18 protein-coding genes and 1 tRNA gene are annotated in these 17,940 nt (G+C 64.9%); 6 read left to right on the top strand and 13 right to left on the bottom strand.

What is annotated here, in order from left to right; genetic code table 11:
* Nucleotides 1-496: hypothetical protein (locus GOACH_RS11285; RefSeq protein WP_005174636.1), on the top strand; the 496-nt coding region annotated here is incomplete at its 5' end.
* Nucleotides 497-665: 169 nt separating this feature from the next.
* On the opposite strand, the gene GOACH_RS11280 is transcribed toward GOACH_RS11285, so the two are convergent.
* A tRNA-Ala gene (locus GOACH_RS11280) sits at nt 666-741 on the bottom strand.
* A gap of 121 nt (nt 742-862) precedes the next feature.
* Here GOACH_RS11280 and GOACH_RS11275 point away from each other — a divergent pair.
* Nucleotides 863-1,645, top strand: a complete 783-nt coding sequence (locus GOACH_RS11275) for a hypothetical protein (RefSeq protein ID WP_005174635.1) — start codon at nt 863-865, stop codon at nt 1,643-1,645.
* On the opposite strand, the gene GOACH_RS11270 is transcribed toward GOACH_RS11275, so the two are convergent.
* From GOACH_RS11270 to GOACH_RS11250, 5 genes are all read right to left on the bottom strand, one after another.
* On the bottom strand, nt 1,602-2,954 hold the full coding sequence (locus tag GOACH_RS11270) for a SepX/GlpR family protein (RefSeq protein WP_005174634.1): 1,353 nt from the start codon (nt 2,952-2,954) through the stop codon (nt 1,602-1,604). The two genes, GOACH_RS11275 and GOACH_RS11270, sit on opposite strands and share 44 nt — an antisense overlap.
* Before the next feature lie 177 nt (nt 2,955-3,131).
* Entirely contained in the window at nt 3,132-3,806 is a 675-nt protein-coding gene (locus tag GOACH_RS11265) for an SIMPL domain-containing protein (RefSeq protein ID WP_005174633.1), read from the bottom strand.
* 29 nt (nt 3,807-3,835) lie between these two features.
* Entirely contained in the window at nt 3,836-4,492 is a 657-nt protein-coding gene (locus GOACH_RS11260) for a GNAT family N-acetyltransferase (RefSeq protein ID WP_040518385.1), read from the bottom strand.
* A 102-nt stretch (nt 4,493-4,594) separates the two neighbouring features.
* Nucleotides 4,595-5,908: a molybdotransferase-like divisome protein Glp gene (glp, locus tag GOACH_RS11255; RefSeq protein ID WP_005174631.1), complete on the bottom strand. Its 1,314-nt coding sequence runs from the start codon at nt 5,906-5,908 to the stop codon at nt 4,595-4,597.
* A gap of 128 nt (nt 5,909-6,036) precedes the next feature.
* Nucleotides 6,037-6,993, bottom strand: a complete 957-nt coding sequence (locus GOACH_RS11250; RefSeq protein ID WP_040518383.1) for a UTP--glucose-1-phosphate uridylyltransferase — start codon at nt 6,991-6,993, stop codon at nt 6,037-6,039.
* 153 nt (nt 6,994-7,146) lie between these two features.
* Here GOACH_RS11250 and GOACH_RS11245 point away from each other — a divergent pair, with 153 nt between their 5' ends.
* The gene (locus tag GOACH_RS11245; protein ID WP_005174627.1) at nt 7,147-7,725 is read left to right on the top strand and encodes a 5-formyltetrahydrofolate cyclo-ligase; all 579 of its coding nucleotides are present in this window, start codon (nt 7,147-7,149) and stop codon (nt 7,723-7,725) included.
* A gap of 2 nt (nt 7,726-7,727) precedes the next feature.
* On the opposite strand, the gene GOACH_RS23325 is transcribed toward GOACH_RS11245, so the two are convergent.
* Nucleotides 7,728-8,078: an FmdB family zinc ribbon protein gene (locus tag GOACH_RS23325; RefSeq protein ID WP_083859048.1), complete on the bottom strand. Its 351-nt coding sequence runs from the start codon at nt 8,076-8,078 to the stop codon at nt 7,728-7,730.
* A gap of 235 nt (nt 8,079-8,313) precedes the next feature.
* On the opposite strand from GOACH_RS23325, the gene GOACH_RS11235 reads away from it, so the two are divergent.
* Nucleotides 8,314-9,858 carry an alanine/glycine:cation symporter family protein gene (locus GOACH_RS11235; protein WP_005174624.1) on the top strand — a complete coding sequence of 515 codons (1,545 nt, stop codon included), beginning with the start codon at nt 8,314-8,316 and terminating at the stop codon, nt 9,856-9,858.
* Between the two features lie 28 nt (nt 9,859-9,886).
* Here GOACH_RS11235 and nhaA read toward each other — a convergent pair whose 3' ends face one another.
* A complete protein-coding gene (nhaA, locus tag GOACH_RS11230) occupies nt 9,887-11,212 on the bottom strand; it encodes a Na+/H+ antiporter NhaA (RefSeq protein WP_083859052.1) in 1,326 nt (441 codons plus the stop codon).
* Nucleotides 11,213-11,492: 280 nt separating this feature from the next.
* Here nhaA and GOACH_RS11225 point away from each other — a divergent pair, with 280 nt between their 5' ends.
* Both GOACH_RS11225 and mscL read left to right on the top strand, forming a co-directional pair.
* The gene (locus GOACH_RS11225) at nt 11,493-12,152 is read left to right on the top strand and encodes an SAF domain-containing protein (RefSeq protein ID WP_005174621.1); all 660 of its coding nucleotides are present in this window, start codon (nt 11,493-11,495) and stop codon (nt 12,150-12,152) included.
* Between the two features lie 183 nt (nt 12,153-12,335).
* On the top strand, nt 12,336-13,166 hold the full coding sequence (gene mscL, locus GOACH_RS11220) for a large conductance mechanosensitive channel protein MscL (protein ID WP_005174620.1): 831 nt from the start codon (nt 12,336-12,338) through the stop codon (nt 13,164-13,166).
* 466 nt (nt 13,167-13,632) lie between these two features.
* Here the strand turns inward: mscL and GOACH_RS11215 are convergent, their stop codons facing one another.
* The 5 genes from GOACH_RS11215 to GOACH_RS11195 form a co-directional block, all read right to left on the bottom strand.
* Complete coding sequence (locus GOACH_RS11215; protein WP_005174617.1) at nt 13,633-14,343, bottom strand: MspA family porin; 711 nt, start codon at nt 14,341-14,343, stop codon at nt 13,633-13,635.
* A gap of 74 nt (nt 14,344-14,417) precedes the next feature.
* Complete coding sequence (locus GOACH_RS11210) at nt 14,418-15,062, bottom strand: MspA family porin (RefSeq protein WP_005174616.1); 645 nt, start codon at nt 15,060-15,062, stop codon at nt 14,418-14,420.
* A 388-nt stretch (nt 15,063-15,450) separates the two neighbouring features.
* Nucleotides 15,451-15,636 carry a hypothetical protein gene (locus GOACH_RS11205; RefSeq protein WP_005174614.1) on the bottom strand — a complete coding sequence of 62 codons (186 nt, stop codon included), beginning with the start codon at nt 15,634-15,636 and terminating at the stop codon, nt 15,451-15,453.
* A 123-nt stretch (nt 15,637-15,759) separates the two neighbouring features.
* Nucleotides 15,760-16,413, bottom strand: a complete 654-nt coding sequence (locus GOACH_RS11200; RefSeq protein ID WP_005174610.1) for a MogA/MoaB family molybdenum cofactor biosynthesis protein — start codon at nt 16,411-16,413, stop codon at nt 15,760-15,762.
* A 109-nt stretch (nt 16,414-16,522) separates the two neighbouring features.
* A complete protein-coding gene (locus GOACH_RS11195) occupies nt 16,523-17,899 on the bottom strand; it encodes a S1C family serine protease (protein WP_005174606.1) in 1,377 nt (458 codons plus the stop codon).
* Nucleotides 17,900-17,940: the final 41 nt, after the last annotated feature.

Genomic DNA, 17,940 nt, shown 5'->3' with positions numbered 1-17,940 from the left:
CCGTCAACAGGCGCATGCACTCATTTCCGATGACATCACGCCGATCAGTAAGAAGGCGGGACTACCTTTTCGCACGTTGACCGATCTGGTCAACACCAACGAGCGGTACCCCGAACTGGTGCCGCTCCTGATCGACCAGTACTACCTCGAGCCGCCACTTCCCGAGGTCAATGCGTACGCCGCGGGCAACGCGCTGCGATTCCTCGCAGTCCCATCCGACTACGACGACATGGCCACGATCGCCGCCGACCGCAGCCTGGGATCAGGACGAGCCGCCGTCCTCGAATGGATCATCAAGCAGGGACTACCCGACGGCCTCCACCTCGTCGTCGATCAGATCGACGACCCCAGCGTCCGAGCCCTCGGCATCAAATTCATCCGGCAGTACACACCACTACCCAACGGACTTCGACCAACCATCGAACGCTACCTCGACGATCCTGACAGCGAAGTACGCAAACAGGCCACAGCGACTCTCAAGAAGCTACCGACGTAACCAGGCGACCCCGAGCCACGTCAACGCACACGGAAGGTGCGACCTCGGCGTCTGAACAGGCAGGCACAACGATCGTTGATCACGACATGTTCGACCGTGCATAGAAGATCGTCGAATTCGGCTTTCCCTCACCGACATCCTCTCGGAACCGGTTCGAGTCAGAACACTCTGGTGGAGCTAAGGGGAATCGAACCCCTGACCTACTCGATGCGAACGAGTCGCGCTACCAACTGCGCCATAGCCCCGGGTGGTCACTGCGTGACCAGCCGTAGGACACTCTAGCAGTCGCCGCGGGGAAGGTCACAAACGCCTCGTCGGCGTCGCGGCAGACGTTGATCGAACCGGCTTTCGGTTAGGCTGCAATCCGTGGCCACGATGTCCGAGAAAGAGCTCGCAACCGCCCTCGACCGCGCGATCGGCATTATCAATCCGATCCTCGACGCCCTCGCCTCTTCGGATCCGCTGGGGATCAAGGCCAGCACCTTCGACGACGACCCGCAGGACCGTTCCCGCCTCGACAAGGTGCGGCACATCGTCGCGCATGGTCTCGATGTGGCGGACTGGCCGGGGACGCACGGGTGGTCAGAACTCTCGATCGAGGAGCGCGCCAAGTGGTGGGTCAAGCGCGTCGGGGCGCTCAACAACGTCGCAGTCTCCTACCCCGGTGTGTTCGGCGCCTGGGCCAAAGCCCTGCCGCTGAGCAGTGCGCTTGGCTACGCCAATCAGGCCATCGTGCTCACCGCCGTCGCGCGCGAGTACGGGGTCACCGATCGCACCGACCAGGTGCGCCTCCTGGCATCGGTACTCAGCGATCGGGAACTCAGCGCCGACGCAGCCGCAGATACAGACCCATTCGCCGACACGTCGTCGAAAAAGAAGCGTCGCGGCTGGTCGGTCATCAGCGGGTTGTGGGAAGTCGCGCAGATCCTACGGAAGGCCAACGACGAACTCGACCGTCGTCCGGGGCCGCCCAAGCTCCTCGAAATGCTCAGCTACATCCCGGTTGTCGGCGCACCGATCACCTATGTGGGCGAGAGTTTCGCGCTCCGCCGCGCCGTCAGTGATACCGCCACGTGGATCAAGAACCATCCGGACGCGATCAGTGTCAGCCGGCAGCAGCCCGACGGAAGTCCGCGTCCTCACGCATGATCCGACGCCGCTGGAACGGCGGGATGTGATCGAAAATTGGGTCCTCATCGTCGATTTCGACGACGACGGCGCCACCGGGCCTGCGCATCTGAGGTGCGGGCTCCACCACTGGCACGAAGGGCGGTGCCGCCATTTCGCGGCGTCGACGCTCCTCGTCCTGGCGACGCTGACGGGCCATACGGGCCGCGCGCTGCGCACGTAGCCGCTGCTCGTTGCGGACCGCACTGCGCAGATACGCCAGGTAGGCGAACAGCATGACGACGGAGATCCCCGTGGCGATCCAGCCGACCGTGCCTACGAATGCCCCGAGCACGATCGAGATGACGACCAACGTCAACAGCGCGATGGCGACGCGCTGCCGCTCGCGGTAACGAATCTTCCTGTCACGCTCCTCGAACGATGCGCCGGAGCGTCGGGCATCACGTGTACGCCCGCGATCAACGGCGTGCGCAGGCTCGGCTTCCGCTGCCGCAGAGCGCTTGTCGCGCGGCGTGGGGTTCTCGTAGCCGTCGACCTCGTCGAGGTAGTCGTCCTCTACGTCGCCTGGGCCGTCGGCGTCATCATCTTCGTCGTACTCGTCATCTACGTCGTAATCTGCGTCGTCGTACTCGTCATCGAGGTCGTCGTCATACTCATCGTCGGCGTCGTCGTATTCATCGTCGGCGTCGTATTCGGCGTCCTCGTAGTCCGCCTCATCGTCGAGGTCCGAATCATCTTCGAGCTCAACGGGTTCGACGTCGTCGGCCGCATTGTCAGAGTCGGCGTCCGCGTCGTCGACTTCAACATCGACGATGTCCGAGCTGTCGTCGGTGTCGTCATCGTCCTCGGAGTCGACGAGTTCACCTGTGAGCGTGACATCGTCGTCGGACAGGTCGTCCTCGAGATCGTCCGCATCAAAGTCGGCGTCGACCTCGTCGTCCGCTTCCGAGTCACCCGTGGGTGCATGCACCGTGGTCTCGGCTACGCGCTTGGTCTTGGTCGCCTGACGAGGGGTCGACGCGTCATCTGAGGCGGAGTCGTCGATGTCAGAGTCGTCGATGTCGGTCTCGTTCTCGTCGAGGACCGCCGTGGCGGTGCGGGTCGTCGAGCGCGAGGTCCTTCTCGACGTCCAGGACGGGTCATGGGGGTGCGCGCCTGCCGAACGTCGAGCGACCCGGGCCTTCGTCGCGGTACCGCCGCGGTGCAGCAGTCGCGTCATGCGCGCGGCTTCCGTTGACTTGCGCATCTGCGGCCGCCCCTTGATGACCATGGGGACGAGGACGAAGAGCCACACCACGACGAGGCAGACCCACAGCACGGAGTTCGGCATTCGACCTCTCCCTTCACTCACTCTGGTTACACCGGACCACCCCACAATCTATGTGCGACGACCGCGCCAACTGGGTAGACGCGCCGAGCTCCGGCCAGATTGGACCGATTCATATGGCCTTCTCAGCCGCGTCATACAGTGCGGTCTGCGGTCGGCATGATCTCGGCGGCCCGGCGCCTACCCCGCGACGAATCGGGCGTCGACGGCGACGGCGATCTGGATATCCTCGGGCCGCAGCTCCAACGTCGACGCGGCGTCGGGTGCGGCCGTAGCCATCATCGGCATGATCCTGGCCTGCGGTCCTGTGGCGAGCATGTCGGGATCGGCAAGCTGGATGGCCCGGACCGGTCCCCGACCCACCGCGTCGGAGTAGGCCTGGGCCTTGGCCACAGCATCGTCGACCGCCCGGCGGCGCAGGTCTCGCTCGTGCTCGAGTCGTGCGGCGTCGGTGACGTCCCACCCGACACGGCCAACCTCGACGCCCTCGACGGTGGCCCACGCGTCGATGAACGCGTTCAGCTCGTCGAAGTCGACGAATTCGGCGTGTATCTGAATCCGTGTGGTGTACAGCGGTTCTCGCGGATTCCCCTCGTTGTCGACGGGGCGGTATGACCAGACGTGTACCGATTCGCTATGCCATGTCGAGACCGCACCCTGCTCGTCCAACGCGGCCAGCGAATCAACAATTCGACGCTGCACCCCGACAGCGTCGGTATAGACCGTCTCGCGATTCGGCCCCGAGAAGCCCGCCGACAGGGAGAGCAGCGCACGCTCTGGCGCATAGCTGTCCCGCGCATTGCCCCGGACCACGATCTCCAACAGCTCCGACGTACCACCCGTTGACTCGGCCATACCGTGGACCCTACCCACGCGGACGGCGGCTATAGGAAGCTCGCCCGCCCGGACCTCACCAGACGTTCAACGGCACCCTCGGGGATCTCCTCGGCGGTCAGTGCGAACAGGATGTGATCACGCCACCGCTTGTTGACGTCCATGTAGCGCTCCAGGAGACCCTCGCGCCGGAATCCGAGCTTGGTCAACACCGCCTGCGACGCCGCGTTAGCCGGCTGCACCGTCGCCTCCAAACGATGTAGACCAACCGGGCCGAAACAATGATCGACACCCAAAGCGACTGCGGCAGTGGTGATTCCCTGACCGAAGTGCTCCTGGTCTATCCAGTAACCGATCCATGCGGTGCGCACGGCACCACGCTGGATGTTGCCGACGGTGAGCTGTCCGACGTACCTGCCGTCGAGTTCGATGACCAACGGCAGGATGGTGCCGCGCTTGGCCTCGGATTTGAGGATCGCGTACAGGGGCGGCCACGAGGCGGGTTGATGCCGCTCGGCCCAACTCCCCACACCCGTGGGCTCCCAGGGCATCAGTGAGTTCTGATTGCGGATCCGAAGATCACTCCAGCTCTTGGCATCACGGACCCGCACCGGACGCAGCGTCACCGCGCCACCCCGAGAACCCAATGGCCCCAACGTCGCAGGCCATCCCGGACTGGCCGGAACACCGCTCAACCATCTGAACACGTCGATGAGTCTATTCGGTGAACGTTCGCGCGTGACCGGCTCGCGTACATGCACAGATCGCACCGACGACGACCGTCATCGTCACCCGGCCGGTGCCGTCCGTCATCCGCGCTGAGCGAGGAAGGCGACCTCCACCTCGTCGCCCGTACCGAGTTCTTCGACGTCGGGGTCGACGATGATCAGACAGTTCGCGTCGGCGAGTTCGGCCAGCAGATGCGACGACCCTGTCGGCGACGCCCCGAGCACCTGGACCAGGTACTCCCCCGACTTCTCGTCACGCATCAGCTGTCCGCGGAGGTATCCCTTGCGGCCCTTGACGGATGCGATCGGCCCGATCGTCCTGGCCGTGATCACGCGTCGCATCGGCTGCCGTTTACCCAGCGCGATCCGAATCAACGGCCGGACCATGACCTCGAACGTCACCAGTGCGCTCACCGGATTGGCGGGTAGCAGAAACGTCGGAACCTCGTCCCGGCCGAGTCGGCCGAAGCCCTGCACCGACCCCGGGTGCATCGCCACTCGCGCGATCTCGAGGTCGCCGAGGTCGGCGAGCGCGTCGGCGATGGCCCGAGATGCCGTCCCACCGACCGCCCCACAGATCACCACGATCTCCGAGCGGATGAGTTGCGCCTCAACCACTTCTCGCAGCCGCGACGATTCGCGCTCCGCCAGTCCCACCCGGTTCACGTCGGCGCCGGCGTCGCGCGCGGCGGCGGCAAGCGAGTAGCTGTTCACGTCGTAGATCTGGCCGGGTCCGGGAGTGCGGTCGATGTCGACGAGTTCGCTGCCGACCGAGATCACCGACAGCCGCGGCTTGGGATGGACCAGCACCCGCGACTGGCCGACTGCGGCCAGCAGACCCACCTGGGCCGGACCGATGATCGATCCGGCACGAACCGCTACGTCGCCGGGCTGCACGTCGTCGCCGATGCGTCGAACGTAATCACCGCTGTCGACGCCGTGCCCGATCTTGACCTTCTGTTCGCCGCCGTCGGTCCAGCGCAACGGCACCACGGCGTCGGCGAGTGTCGGCATGGGAGCACCCGTCTCGACGCGCACCGCCTGCCTCGGTTGGAGCCGGGTGGGCGTGCGTGCACCGGGCGCGACCTCCCCGACCACGGGGAGCGACACGATCATCGGCTCCCCGGGTTCGAGGTCGACCAACTCTGCGCCACCGGCGTCGAACTCCTCGAACTCTTCGGAATCCTCGGGCGCCATCACGCCGGCAAGCGCCACATCGACGGCACGCACGGCATAGCCGTCGATGGCTGCCTGGTCGAAGCCCGGCATCGGCCGCTCGGTGACGACCTCCTCGGCACACATCAAGCCCTGGGCCTCGGAGATGGCCACCCGCACCGGCCGCGGTGCCACCGCCGCGGCGGTCACCAGCGTCAGATGATCTTCGACGGACCGCATCTCACCTCATCGCCTCGCCGGACACACGTCAGGCAATGACGTTAGTGGTTGCGTCGACATCAGCGTGGCAGGCGCGCGGAACCGGCTCACCGATCGCTGCATGCCCGCACACGCCGACTGCCTAACCGTCAGTCGGATGCGAGCCGCTCTACCAGCCATTCACGCAGGTCGGGGCCGTAGTCGTCGCGGTCGAGAGCGAAGTCGACCGCCGCCTTCAGGTAGCCACCGGGGTTACCCAGATCATGTCGGGTGCCCTTGTGTACGACGACGTGGACCGGCTCGCCCTCTTCGATCAGCAGCGCAATGGCGTCGGTGAGCTGCAGTTCGCCTCCCGCGCCCGGCTCGATCCGACGCAGGGCGTCGAAGATCTTGCGGTCGAGGATGTAGCGTCCGGCGGCGGCCAGATTCGACGGCGCGTCGCCGGGCTCGGGCTTCTCGACCATGCCCTTGAGCTTCATCACGTTGGGATTGTGGGCGTCGGGTAGCTCTTCGACGTCGAATACCCCGTAGGCACTGATCCGGTCTTCTGGGACCTCGATGGCACAGAGGACCGAGCCGCCGCGACGCTGCCTGGTGCGGGCCATCACCTCGAGCACTCCGCCCGGAAGGACCAGGTCATCGGGAAGCAGTACCGCGATGGCGTCCTCGTCGTCGTCGAGATACGGCTCGACGCACCCGACCGCATGCCCGAGGCCGAGTGGTTTCTCCTGCACGACCGACGCAACCTCGAGCAGCGACGGCGCCTTGCGCACCTTGGCGAGCATCGCGGCCTTCCCCCGCTTGGCGAGAGTGTTCTCGAGGACCAGATCCTCGACGAAATGCGCGACCACTCCGTCTTTGCCGGGTGAGGTGATGATCAACAGCCGTTCCGCACCCGCAGACTTGGCTTCTTCGGCCACGAGTTCGATACCCGGCGTGTCGACGACGGGCAGCAACTCCTTGGGAACCGTCTTGGTCGCAGGCAGGAATCGGGTGCCGAGACCTGCTGCGGGTACGACCGCGGTCCGCGGGATCGGCGGGGTGTTGGGGACAGACGAGTACTCGGCGAAATCGGCAGTGCTCGACTTACTCACGCTGGACGTCATAGGCACACCCTAATGTCGGAGTCTGACGGCGTCCTTGCGAAGGGTTGCCGATCACCTGACCGATGGACGTGACCTCGACCACCTCGTCACCTTCGGGCGCTACAGTGCGGGTGCGTGGATGCAGATCGGTGTGGAGAAAGGCGGAGAATCGCGGTGGCCACCCTCAAGAATCAGCTGCGCGAGGAGATCTCGGCCCGACGCCGCGCGATGTCGCCATTCGTGCGCGAGCAGGTCGCAGGCGACCTTGCCGATTGGATGTACGCCGCACCATTTAGGCTCGAGTATGACGTCACCGTGGCCGCCTACGTACCGATCGGCACCGAACCGGGCTCTCCGGCCATGCTCGACGCACTGATCGACCGCGGCGTGAGCGTGTTGGTCCCGGTCGTCCCCGACGGTGATCCCGCACCGCTGGACTGGGTCCGCTACGACGGCGCGAGCACACTGCGAAACGGCCGATGGGGGCTATTGGAGCCAGCTGGCGAACGCCTCGGCGTCGACGCCGTGCACGCCGCCTCGGTGGTGCTGGTGCCCGCTCTCGCCGTCGACAAGACCGGCGTCCGGCTCGGCCGCGGCGCCGGCTACTACGACCGCACGCTCATCGGCAGCTCGGCCGAACTCGTGGCTGTCGTCTACGACGACGAGGTCGTCGACTCACTTCCGTCCGGAAATTACGACATTCCGGTCGGCTGGGCGCTCACGCCCGGGGGCGGATTTCGTCGGTTGCGTTGATCTCAGGCCGAGGCCGGAGTGCTGCTCTTCGATTCGCTCTTCGACGACGAGCTACCCGATCCACTGCTGCTCGACGACGAAGCGCTCGACGAGGAGCTGTCGGACGAGGAGCTCTCCGACGACGAGCCGCCATCGGACTTGCTGCTCGACGAGGCGGACTCAGAACTCGATGAACCCGAGCGCGAGTCGGTGCGATAGAAGCCGCTGCCCTTGAACACGATGCCGACCGAGTTGAACAGCTTGCGCAGCCGACCCGAGCACTGCGGGCATTCGGTCAGCGAGTCATCGGAGAACGACTGAACAATGTCGAACTTGTTGTCGCACTCCGTGCACGCATACGAGTAGGTGGGCACCGGTACCTCCGAAGACTTGAGTGATTCGCCATTGATTCTAACCAACTCTGGCACTCCTACATTCCGAGTGCCAAGAGTTCGGAACCTACGACCGTTGTGCCAGGTCAAGTGGCCCGGCGACGCCCGACTTACCGATTCAGCGCGCAGTAAAGCACAAACCATGGAAAGGTAAACGCCTGCCAAAGCCTCGGCGGCACGCGGCCGCGCACCGAGGCACCGCTACCCGGAGGGACCCATGACCGACTTCTTGGATTCGGTGAACGGATACGTCTGGAGCAACGCGCTCGTCTTTCTCTGCCTGGGTGCGGGCGTGTACTTCTCGATACGGTCGCGCCTGGTGCAGCTGCGTCGCATCCCCGACATGGTCAAGCTGATGTTCCACGGCGAGAGCTCACCCAACGGCGTGTCGTCGTTTCAAGCGCTGACGATGTCGCTCGCCGGTCGAGTCGGTACCGGCAATATCGCAGGCGTCGCCACAGCAATCGCCTTCGGCGGGCCTGGTGCACTGTTCTGGATGTGGCTCGTGGCCTTCCTCGGCGCGTCGACGTCGTTCGTCGAATGCACTCTCGCGCAGATCTACAAGACGCGTGATCGCCTCACCGGCGAATATCGCGGCGGGCCCGCCTACTACCTCAGCCGTGCATTCGCCCACACCAAGGCGGCCCCGGCCTTCAAGCTCTACGGACTTCTCTTCGCCGCCGTCACCGTGCTGGCGTGCGGCCTGCTGCTGCCGAGCGTGCAATCCAACTCGATGGCCATCGCAGCCGAAAACGCTTGGGGCATAGAGAAGTGGGTCTTCGCTGTGGCCACGGTGATCGTGCTCGCACTGGTGATCATCGGAGGCGTCAAACGGATCGCCACCTTCGCGTCCGTCGTCGTGCCGTTCATGGCGATCGTCTACATCATCGTCGCGATCGTGATCGTGGCGATGAATGCCTCGGTGGTTCCGAACGTGATCTCGACGGTCTTCTCCAGCGCATTCGGTGCCGACGCCGCATTCGGTGCGATCATCGGCGCCGCGATCATGTGGGGCGTCAAGCGCGGCCTGTACTCCAATGAGGCCGGGCAGGGCACGGGACCTCATGCGGCCGCAGCAGCCGAGGTGTCGCACCCCGCCAAGCAGGGACTCGTGCAGGCGTTCGCGGTCTACATCGACACCCTGTTCGTCTGCTCAGCCACCGGCTTCCTCATCCTGTCGACAGGCGCCTACCGCGTCTTCGAGGGCGAGTCGGAGTCGGGAGCGGTGATCGCCGAGGGCGGTAATCTCCCCGCTGACGCCGAGGTCGGCCCGACGTTCGTTCAGACCGGCTTCGACACCCTGTGGAGCGGCGCCGGATCGTCGTTCGTCGCGATCTCGCTGCTGTTCTTCTGCATCACCACGATCATCGCCTACTACTACATGGCCGAGACCAACCTACGATTCCTTCTCGGCCGGGCGTCGACCGTGTACGTCAGGCCGCTGCGCAGCACCATCGGATCGAACGCGACGATCTGCCTGCAGGTGCTGATCCTGGTGTCGGTGGTGATCGGCGCCGTCTCGACGGCCACCGAGGCATGGACGCTCGGCGACATCGGCGTCGGGCTCATGGCCTGGCTCAACATCATCGGCATCCTGATCCTGCAGCAGCCGGCGTTCAAGGCGCTGCGCGACTACGAGCATCAACGCAAGCGGGGCATCGACCCCACATTCGACCCGGTCGCACTCGGTATCACCGGAGCGACGTTCTGGGAAGACTACGAGCCGGTCGACAAACGACGCCCCGTCGAGGCTGACGTCTGAAGCTCGACGCCTGACGCTCGCGCGGGAGTCAGCCGCCGATCACGTCGACGTCGGTGTCGACGACGCCGTCCCGGTTCATGTCCGGATCACGGGCTTTCCGCGCGTTCCAGCGCAGCAGGACGGCGGCGATGCACGCTGCGATCACCGATCCGACGAGGATCGCGCCCTTGGCAGGCGCGGCGTGATCGGCCTCCCCGAAGGAGAGCTCGGCGATCAACAGCGCGACGGTGAAGCCGATCCCGGTGAGCATCCCGACCGGGATGAGGTCGCGCAGGCCGATCGAATCGGGAAGTCGCAGCGGCGTGAACCGAGTCATGAGCGCCGTCGCGCCCAGCACGCCGGCGATCTTGCCGACGCACAGCCCCACCACGATTCCGATCGAGACCGGCTGGATCAGCGGCTCGTCGGCTCCCACCACCGAGACGCCCGCCGCGGCGAGTGCGAACAACGGCAACGCCACAGCAGACGACCACGGGCGCACGGTCTCGTCGAGAAGCTCGGTGCGCGAGAGCCGCTCCCCGCGGATGGTGAGTGCGGGCACGACGAGACCGAGCAGAACACCGGCGACAGTGGAGTGCACACCGGAGGCGTGCATGCACGCCCACGCGACGACGGCCAGCGGCAGCAGCAGCCAACGATAGGCGCGCGGCAGACGAACCACGACGCCGAACACGGCAATGGTCAGAAGCGCGCAGCCGAGCATCACGAAGTCGATCGACTCCGTGTAGAAGACTGCGATCACGGTGATTCCGAGGAGGTCGTCGACCACCGCCAGGGTGAGCAGGAAGGTGCGTAACGCCATCGGTAGCCCCCGCCCGAAGATCGCGAGGACGGCCAGCGCGAACGCGATATCGGTGGCGGTCGGAATCGCCCAGCCACGCAACGCTTCTGGATCGAGTGTTCCGACGATCGCCACGTAACACAGTGCGGGAGTGATCATTCCGGCCACTGCGGCGACGATCGGCACTCCGGCCAAGCGGACGTCACGCAGACTTCCGGCGACGAACTCCTGCTTCAACTCGACGCCGACGACGAAGAAGAAGATCGCGAGCAAACCGTCGGCTGCCCATTCGCTCAGCGACAGGTGTAGATGCAGAGATTCCGGGCCGATCTCGTACGCCAAGACGTTGTGATATGCCTCGCGCCACGGCGAGTTCGCGAGCACGACGGCCACAGCGGCGCTGACGAGTAGCAGCATCCCGCTCGTGGTGTCGAGGGAGAGGATTCTGCGAAAACGCTCGCGACGATGATGACGACGCCACCCCGGTGGACCGGTCCGCTCCGGTGAACCCGTGGTCTCCGACGAGCCAGAGGCGGTCGACGGGTCATGTGCGGAGGTGTGTTCTGGGGACATGTGCTGGTCCTGTCGGTGCGGTCTCGGCGCCGAGGCCGAGACGGGTGGCGTGTGAATCCGGGTTCGCGAACCCGGATTGCCGACCAGACTTCCCGGCGCACCGTTGTCCATTCTCTCGCATCGACGCCCCGATGCACCAATCGAACAGGTCAGCGGGCGAGTCGTCGACGACGTTCGATACCGCGGCCGGTTTATCCACCGACGGTCTGAGATGGCGTGGTTGTCCACAGGTTGTCCGCGGCCACGGTTGTCGGTCAACCACGCGGGCTACCGTGCGCGCATGCGAACAGCTCGTGGAGAGGGTCTCCGACCACGCCTCATCGACCGCGCGGTCGCCGCCGCACGGCCGGGATGGACGAGATCACTGTTGATTCGACGATCGGCGGCGGTGTTGCTCGTGGTGGCCGCACTTGCGATCGCGGCGTTCGGCAGGGCCGACAAAGACGCCGAGTCGGTGATGGTCGCCGCCCATGACCTGCTGCCGGGCACCGAGTTGGTCGCCGGAGACCTCGTTGCACGGCGGGTCGCAGCAGGCCTCGTCCCGTCGGGCGCGCTGCGCATGTCACGGGACGGGACAGGCAAGACAGCCACCGGTGTGATCAGGGCAGGTGAGATCGTGACCGACGCCCGTCTCCTCTCGCCCCGGCTGCCACAGCAGCTGACCTCATCCGCCGATGCACGCCTCGTGCCGGTACGTCTGTCCGACGACGCGGTCGCCGCACTCCTGCGAGCAGGCGATGTCGTCGATGTGATCGGCCCGGAGGCCGATGTGCTGGCCGTTCGCGCTGTGGTCGCGTTGGGTACCGAACGCCCGGCATCGAGTGGTCTCGCCGCCCGAAGTCAGTCATCTGCGCCCGTGGTCCTTGCAATGGACCAGAAGTCGGCACTGCGCGTCGCGGCGGCAGGGCTCGACGTTGCATTGGCCGTAATCGTGCACTGATCTGCGGATTGTGAATCTGATGTGGCATCTTCGCACAACGTTGCATGGACACAACCTCCTTTGGTTCCACAACGTAGATGGATAACTCCATTAACATCACGGGGAACGGACTGTGCACCACTGAGCAGCTTCCGTCACACCTCACCAGGCACGTCCCCACCCGACCGATGAGAGGAACGGAAAGTGCTCAAGGGTTTCAGGGATTTCATCATGAAGGGCAACGTGGTCGATCTGTCCACGGCCGTCATCATCGGCACAGCCTTCACCGCCATCGTCACCGCGTTCACCGACGGCATCATCAAGCCGATCATCAACACGATTCCGTGGAGCCCGAACGAGGCCGACGGCCTCGGGTTCGAGCTGGTCAGCGGTAAGTCGTCGACCTTCGTCAATCTCGGTGGCGTACTCACCGCGGTCATCAACTTCTTGATCATCGCCGCGGTCGTCTACTTCATCATCATCCTTCCGTACAACAAGCTCGCCGAACTCGGCGGTTTCGGCAAGAAGGCCGAGGTCACCGAGGTCGCCCTGCTCACCGAGATCCGCGACCTCATGGATCCCGACGGCGCATCAAAGGCCAAGGCCGACGCGGAGAAGAACCTGCCGGACCACCTGAGCGACTCAGGCAATGGCGGAGACTCCTCAGCAGGGTCGGGCACCCCCGACTCCCCCGGCACGTATTCGACGTCCTCCGACCCGTACTCGTCCGGCCAGTCCGACGCTCCGCAGCCCACACAACGCCTCACGACGCCGCCACCGGCCTCGCAGGCGCCGTACGAGGCGCCGTCGACCTACGGCAACCCGCCGTCATATCAAGGCCCGTCGGGACAGCCTCAGCAGAACCCGCCGTCGTACCCGGCAAGCCAGCCAGGATCGCAGCCCGGCTACCCGACGCCCAACCCCGCTCCGGGCAACTATCCGCCGCCCGGGAACTACCCGCCGAGCAGCTACCCGCCGCCGGGATCGCAGTTCCCCGGCGACAACCCCGGTGACGCGGGACGACACTCACGCTGATCGCCGCTCGTCACCAGGCTCCTACGCAGAACCGGCCACGCCCTCTCACGGGCGTGGCCGGTTCTGTGTTGCTGGCAGCGCTGGTGGCTGAGGCAGGGCTGGTGCGTCCAGGTAACTGACAGTGACTTAGGCATCGGACCGCAAGGTTTGGTCCCTACCTTCAATTCGGTTGGCGCCGATCATGATCGGACGCCGGCAGGAATCAGGAATCACCAACCGAATTATTGGAGGAGCAACGATGCCTCAGCCTCACGGCAACCAGCGGCCCGGCCAGACCAACCACGGCCGGCCGCAGCCCCAGCCGCGCCCCCGCCCGCGCCCGTGGTTCCCGTTCCCGTTCTTCGGGAGCTGAACCGGTAGCCGATGAGCGGCCGGGCGCTTGCGCCCACACAGCAACGACCGCGGGGCGGGAACCGAGTTGGTTCCCGCCCCGCGGTGTGTGTTCAGTTGTGCGCGACGAGCGCGATCAGCCGAGGCTGAAGGGCTTGCCGTAGAGAGTGATAACGCCCTTGACACTGTCAGTGTCAACCGTGACCTGAACGATGGCCTTGGCCTGCGCATAACCCGCACAACCATCGACACCGAACTTCTCCTGGCTGTACGCGACGCCGCCAGTATTGCCGGTGAAAGAGTAGGAGTTCACGTTGTAGTTCGAGTACGACGTGTCAGAGCCCGAGGTGGTGTTGATAACCCAGACGGTCGACACTCCACCGGGCTTCAACGTAACCGTGCCCGAACCTCCGGGAGCCGGATCCGCCTCACCGTTGTTCTTGTTGAACCTCGGGTACTGAAGGCCACTGTCGCCAAGATCCGACCAGGTTCCCTGGTTCTTGAATCCAGCTGCAGCTCCAGCGTCTGCGCCGAAGTCCACCTGGCATCCGACCAAGTATCCGGCCTTGACCGTTCCACCTGTCGCTTTGCCGCCGACAGAAACCTTTACCTTGCCGGAAACCCACACCTCGCGACTGGTCTGAACGTTGGTCACAGCACGCTGATAGCTGGCGTACTCATCGAAAAGCTTGACAGAAACCGGCGTCCCATCAGCAAGATTCTTGGTGATGCTACCGCCGGGCAGCGCACCTGCAGCAGCTCCACCGGCGCCCAGGCTCGACAGCCCGATCACGACCGCGCCAACAGCACCCGCTGCGGCAAGCACTCGCGTCTTGATCTTCTTCATGATTCCCCTTCGTGGAATGTCAATCTGCTTGGAAGCAGAGAAATCTCAGATTGTTGCTGTTTATCTGCTGCCACTCAGTTGAGACTGAAGGGCTGTCCGTACAGGGTCGACTGCAAGTACGTTCCTGAACCGTTCACGGTTCCCTTGTCCGTGTTGTAGCCGTTTCCTGCCACAACCTTGACTGCCGACCGCGCTGATGCGTAGCCACCGCAGTTGGGGAGTGCGACCTGAATACCGGTCGCCTGGAGCGTTGAAGACCCACCCGCCTTGATGTCCTTATCGAACGCGGAGACGACCGCAACCTGGCCCGGCGACAGCGGCAAGGAAATACTGCCACTAGCACTGATACTCGGGCTTATGTCGAAGCCGCCCGTCAGGCCGAGTGAGAGACCATCGATGTTCACCTGGCATCCGACGATGTAGTTGAGCGAGATGTTGCCGCTGAGTCCCGAACCCAACTTCGCAATGTAGGTGCCCGACGTCACCGCGGCCCGCGACGCTGGGTTGTTGGCCACGGTCGGAACCGCGTTTGCCGACTCACCCTTACGCCAGATCTGGACAGTCTCACCAGCGTTGATACCGGAGGACTGCTTGTACCCGTTTGCCAGCGCACCGGCCTCCGCGTGTCCCGCCCCCATGCTGGTGGCACCGATCACCGCTGCTGCAGCGACGGCGGCCGCAGCAGCTCCGCGGCGCCCAAGCTTGCTGAACTTGCTCATTCGTTCCCTCTCACAGGATTCGGCTGTTATCCGAGGGAGACGAACCCGTTCCCTCGGGTTGACCTTGGCGGCTCGCGGGAATCATTCTCCGCTCCGGTTAACACACTGTTTCGGCATGCTCACCGGAGCGTTAATCTCCCTAGCCCCTCGTCCACTGCTGCCGACCGACATACATCGGACCGCAGGACCACCTGCCCGGCCTCCCCTCACGGAAACCGAGTGTTGTCGGAGCGAACGTTATCCGAGCGATATCAAAACGAGCAACAGCAACGCTCAGCACGATCTCAACATCTTCTTATGACATTCCACAGAAGTAGTTCACGTGAGTGTCAGGATCAGTGTTAACAGAAGGAAAACACGCTGCGTCGGCTACGTCAGAACCGACCAATCACTCATAGTGCGGCGGACGCTGAGCGCGGTACCACTCCTGAGAATCTCCTTTGTGATCTTCGTCACGATCGTCGGAGGTCGATTCGGGAAGGTCGTCGCCGAATACGTCGTCGATCCGGCGCCGCAGCTTCGCGTTCCGTCGCGCACCCTCGTCCACTCGACGATCCGCATCGTCATGCGACATATCGATTACTCCGTCTCAGGAGAAAAATGCTCTACGCACGAATTGTTGATGAACAGAACGTTAATCAGAAGCATGCACGGATGCGTATTTCCTGATATCACGTCGTGCCGATAGGGCGTCGACTCAGAATTCGCTGATCGACTCGATGACGTGCTTGGCCAACGGAGCAACTGTCGCCATTCCGTCGCGGATCGCTGCGCGCGACTCGGCGATGTTGACCACGAGCGTCTGGCCCGAGATGCCTGCGAGTCCCCGCGAGAGCCCGCCGTCGGTGGCACCTGCCGCGAGACCGGAACTCCGGACGGCCTCTTCGATGCCGCGGAGGCGACGGTCGAGCAGCGGCTCGGTGGCCTCGGGCGTCACGTCACGAGCGCCGACACCGACGCCGCCAACCGAAACCACCAGGTCGACGCCCCCGATGACCGCGGTGTTGAGTGCGTTGCGGATCTCTACCTCGTCGCCGGACACCGCGATGGTTGCGTCGACGTGGAAGCCTGCCTCGTTGAGCAGCTCGCCGACCAGCGGACCGAGTCCGTCAGCGATCTCGCCGTGTGCGATCTGGTCGTCGACCACCACCACGAGTGCCCTGCCGATCTCGTCGCCCGGGGTCGTCGTGGCATCGCTGGTGTGGCGTGCGACGAAGTCGCGTGCTGCAGCGTCGGCAGCAACCACGTCTGCGGGATCGACCTCGGAGGCCTCGAGCGCGGTCGAGTCGATCACGGTCGACGCGTCGTCGGTGAGGGTTGAGCCTTGCGGACTGCGGCTTGAGTGAATCATGCTCGCCTCTTTCTCGTTCTCGCCTGTTCTCGCCCCGTGCTCATGGTCTCAGATCGGGGGCGTCGATGATCGGTCGGTGGCAGATCGCACTGCAGTCGATCGACACCGATCAATTCGTCGTAAGGGTTCCCAGCGTCACCGACGCGGTTCGGCTCTGCCCATCCGCCACATAGGTGACGGTCACCTTCTCGCCGGGCGCATGGGAGCGCACCGCCGCGACCAGCGCATCGCCCGACGCGATGTTGCGGTCGTCGAGCTTGGTCACGATCGCATTCTTGGGGATGTTCGCCTGTGCAGCGGGCCCACCGGCCGTCACGTCGGAGACAACGGCACCTGGTGTGCTCGCCGGGCTGTTGGGCCGCACCGACACCCCGAGGCTGGCGTGCGTTGCCCTGCCGGTTTTCTGGAGTTCGTTGGCGACGCGGATGGCCTGATCGATCGGGATGGCGAAACCGAGGCCGATGCTGCCGCTCTGCTGCTGTTCGGATGCCCCGAGTGACGCGATCGCGGTGTTGATGCCGATGAGCGCACCGCGCGCGTTGACCAGCGCGCCACCGGAGTTGCCCGGGTTGATCGCGGCGTCGGTCTGGATGGCGTCGATGACCGACGTCGTGCCGCCTTCACGCGAGGTCGACACGGGACGATTCAGCGCGCTGATGATGCCGGTGGTCACCGTGCCCTGCAGACCGAGCGGCGCACCGATCGCGATGACCGACTGCCCGACGGCCAGGTTCTTCGACGTTCCGACGCTGATCGGCGTGAGACCTCGCTTGTCGACCTTGATCACTGCGATGTCGGAGATCGAGTCGGCGCCGACCAGCCGGGCCGCGGCACGCGAACCGTCCTGGAAGTTCACCTGGATCTGCGACCCGCGGGCGTTGCCGGAGGTCCCGGCGACCACATGGTTGTTGGTCATGATCACGCCGTCGTCGCTGAGGACGACACCGGAACCCTCACCGGCCTCCGAGCCGCTGATCACGTCGATGGACACCACAGACGGAAGCGTTTTGTCGGCGACCTCCTGGATGGAGCCCGCAGGTGCCGCGGGCTCGTTGTTGCCGCTACCGGTGTTCGGGTCGCCGCCGAGCGGAGCCGAACTGCTCGACGTCGAATCGTCGTCGGAAACCTTCGCGCCGACGACCCCGCCGATGCCGCCTGCGACGAGACCGATGACCAGAGCACCGCCGACGAGCGCGGCGATGAGTCCACCGCGGGACTTCTTCTGCGGTCCCGAGGGCTGGGGTGATCCGCCGGATTCCTGACCGAACACGCCGTGCGACGCCTCCTGATCCGGGGACCCGGCCGCGCTCCACGCCTGCTGACCGGGCTGCTGGCCCGCGGGCGGTCCGTAGTACGGCTGCGTGGGTGGGGCGCCGTACCCGGGCTGCTGCCCGCCGTCGCCGCGACCCGCGCCGTAGGCGGGGAAACCGCCCGTCTGCGGATCGTTTCCGTACGGACTTCCCCCGAACGGGCCTCCACCTGTCATCGTCGTGCTTCTTCCTTGCCTTGTTCAGACTTGCCTTGTGG

This window comes from Gordonia aichiensis NBRC 108223 (assembly GCF_000332975.1).
Classification (GTDB): domain Bacteria; phylum Actinomycetota; class Actinomycetes; order Mycobacteriales; family Mycobacteriaceae; genus Gordonia; species Gordonia aichiensis.
This window is presented reverse-complemented; position numbering and strand designations above follow the sequence as displayed.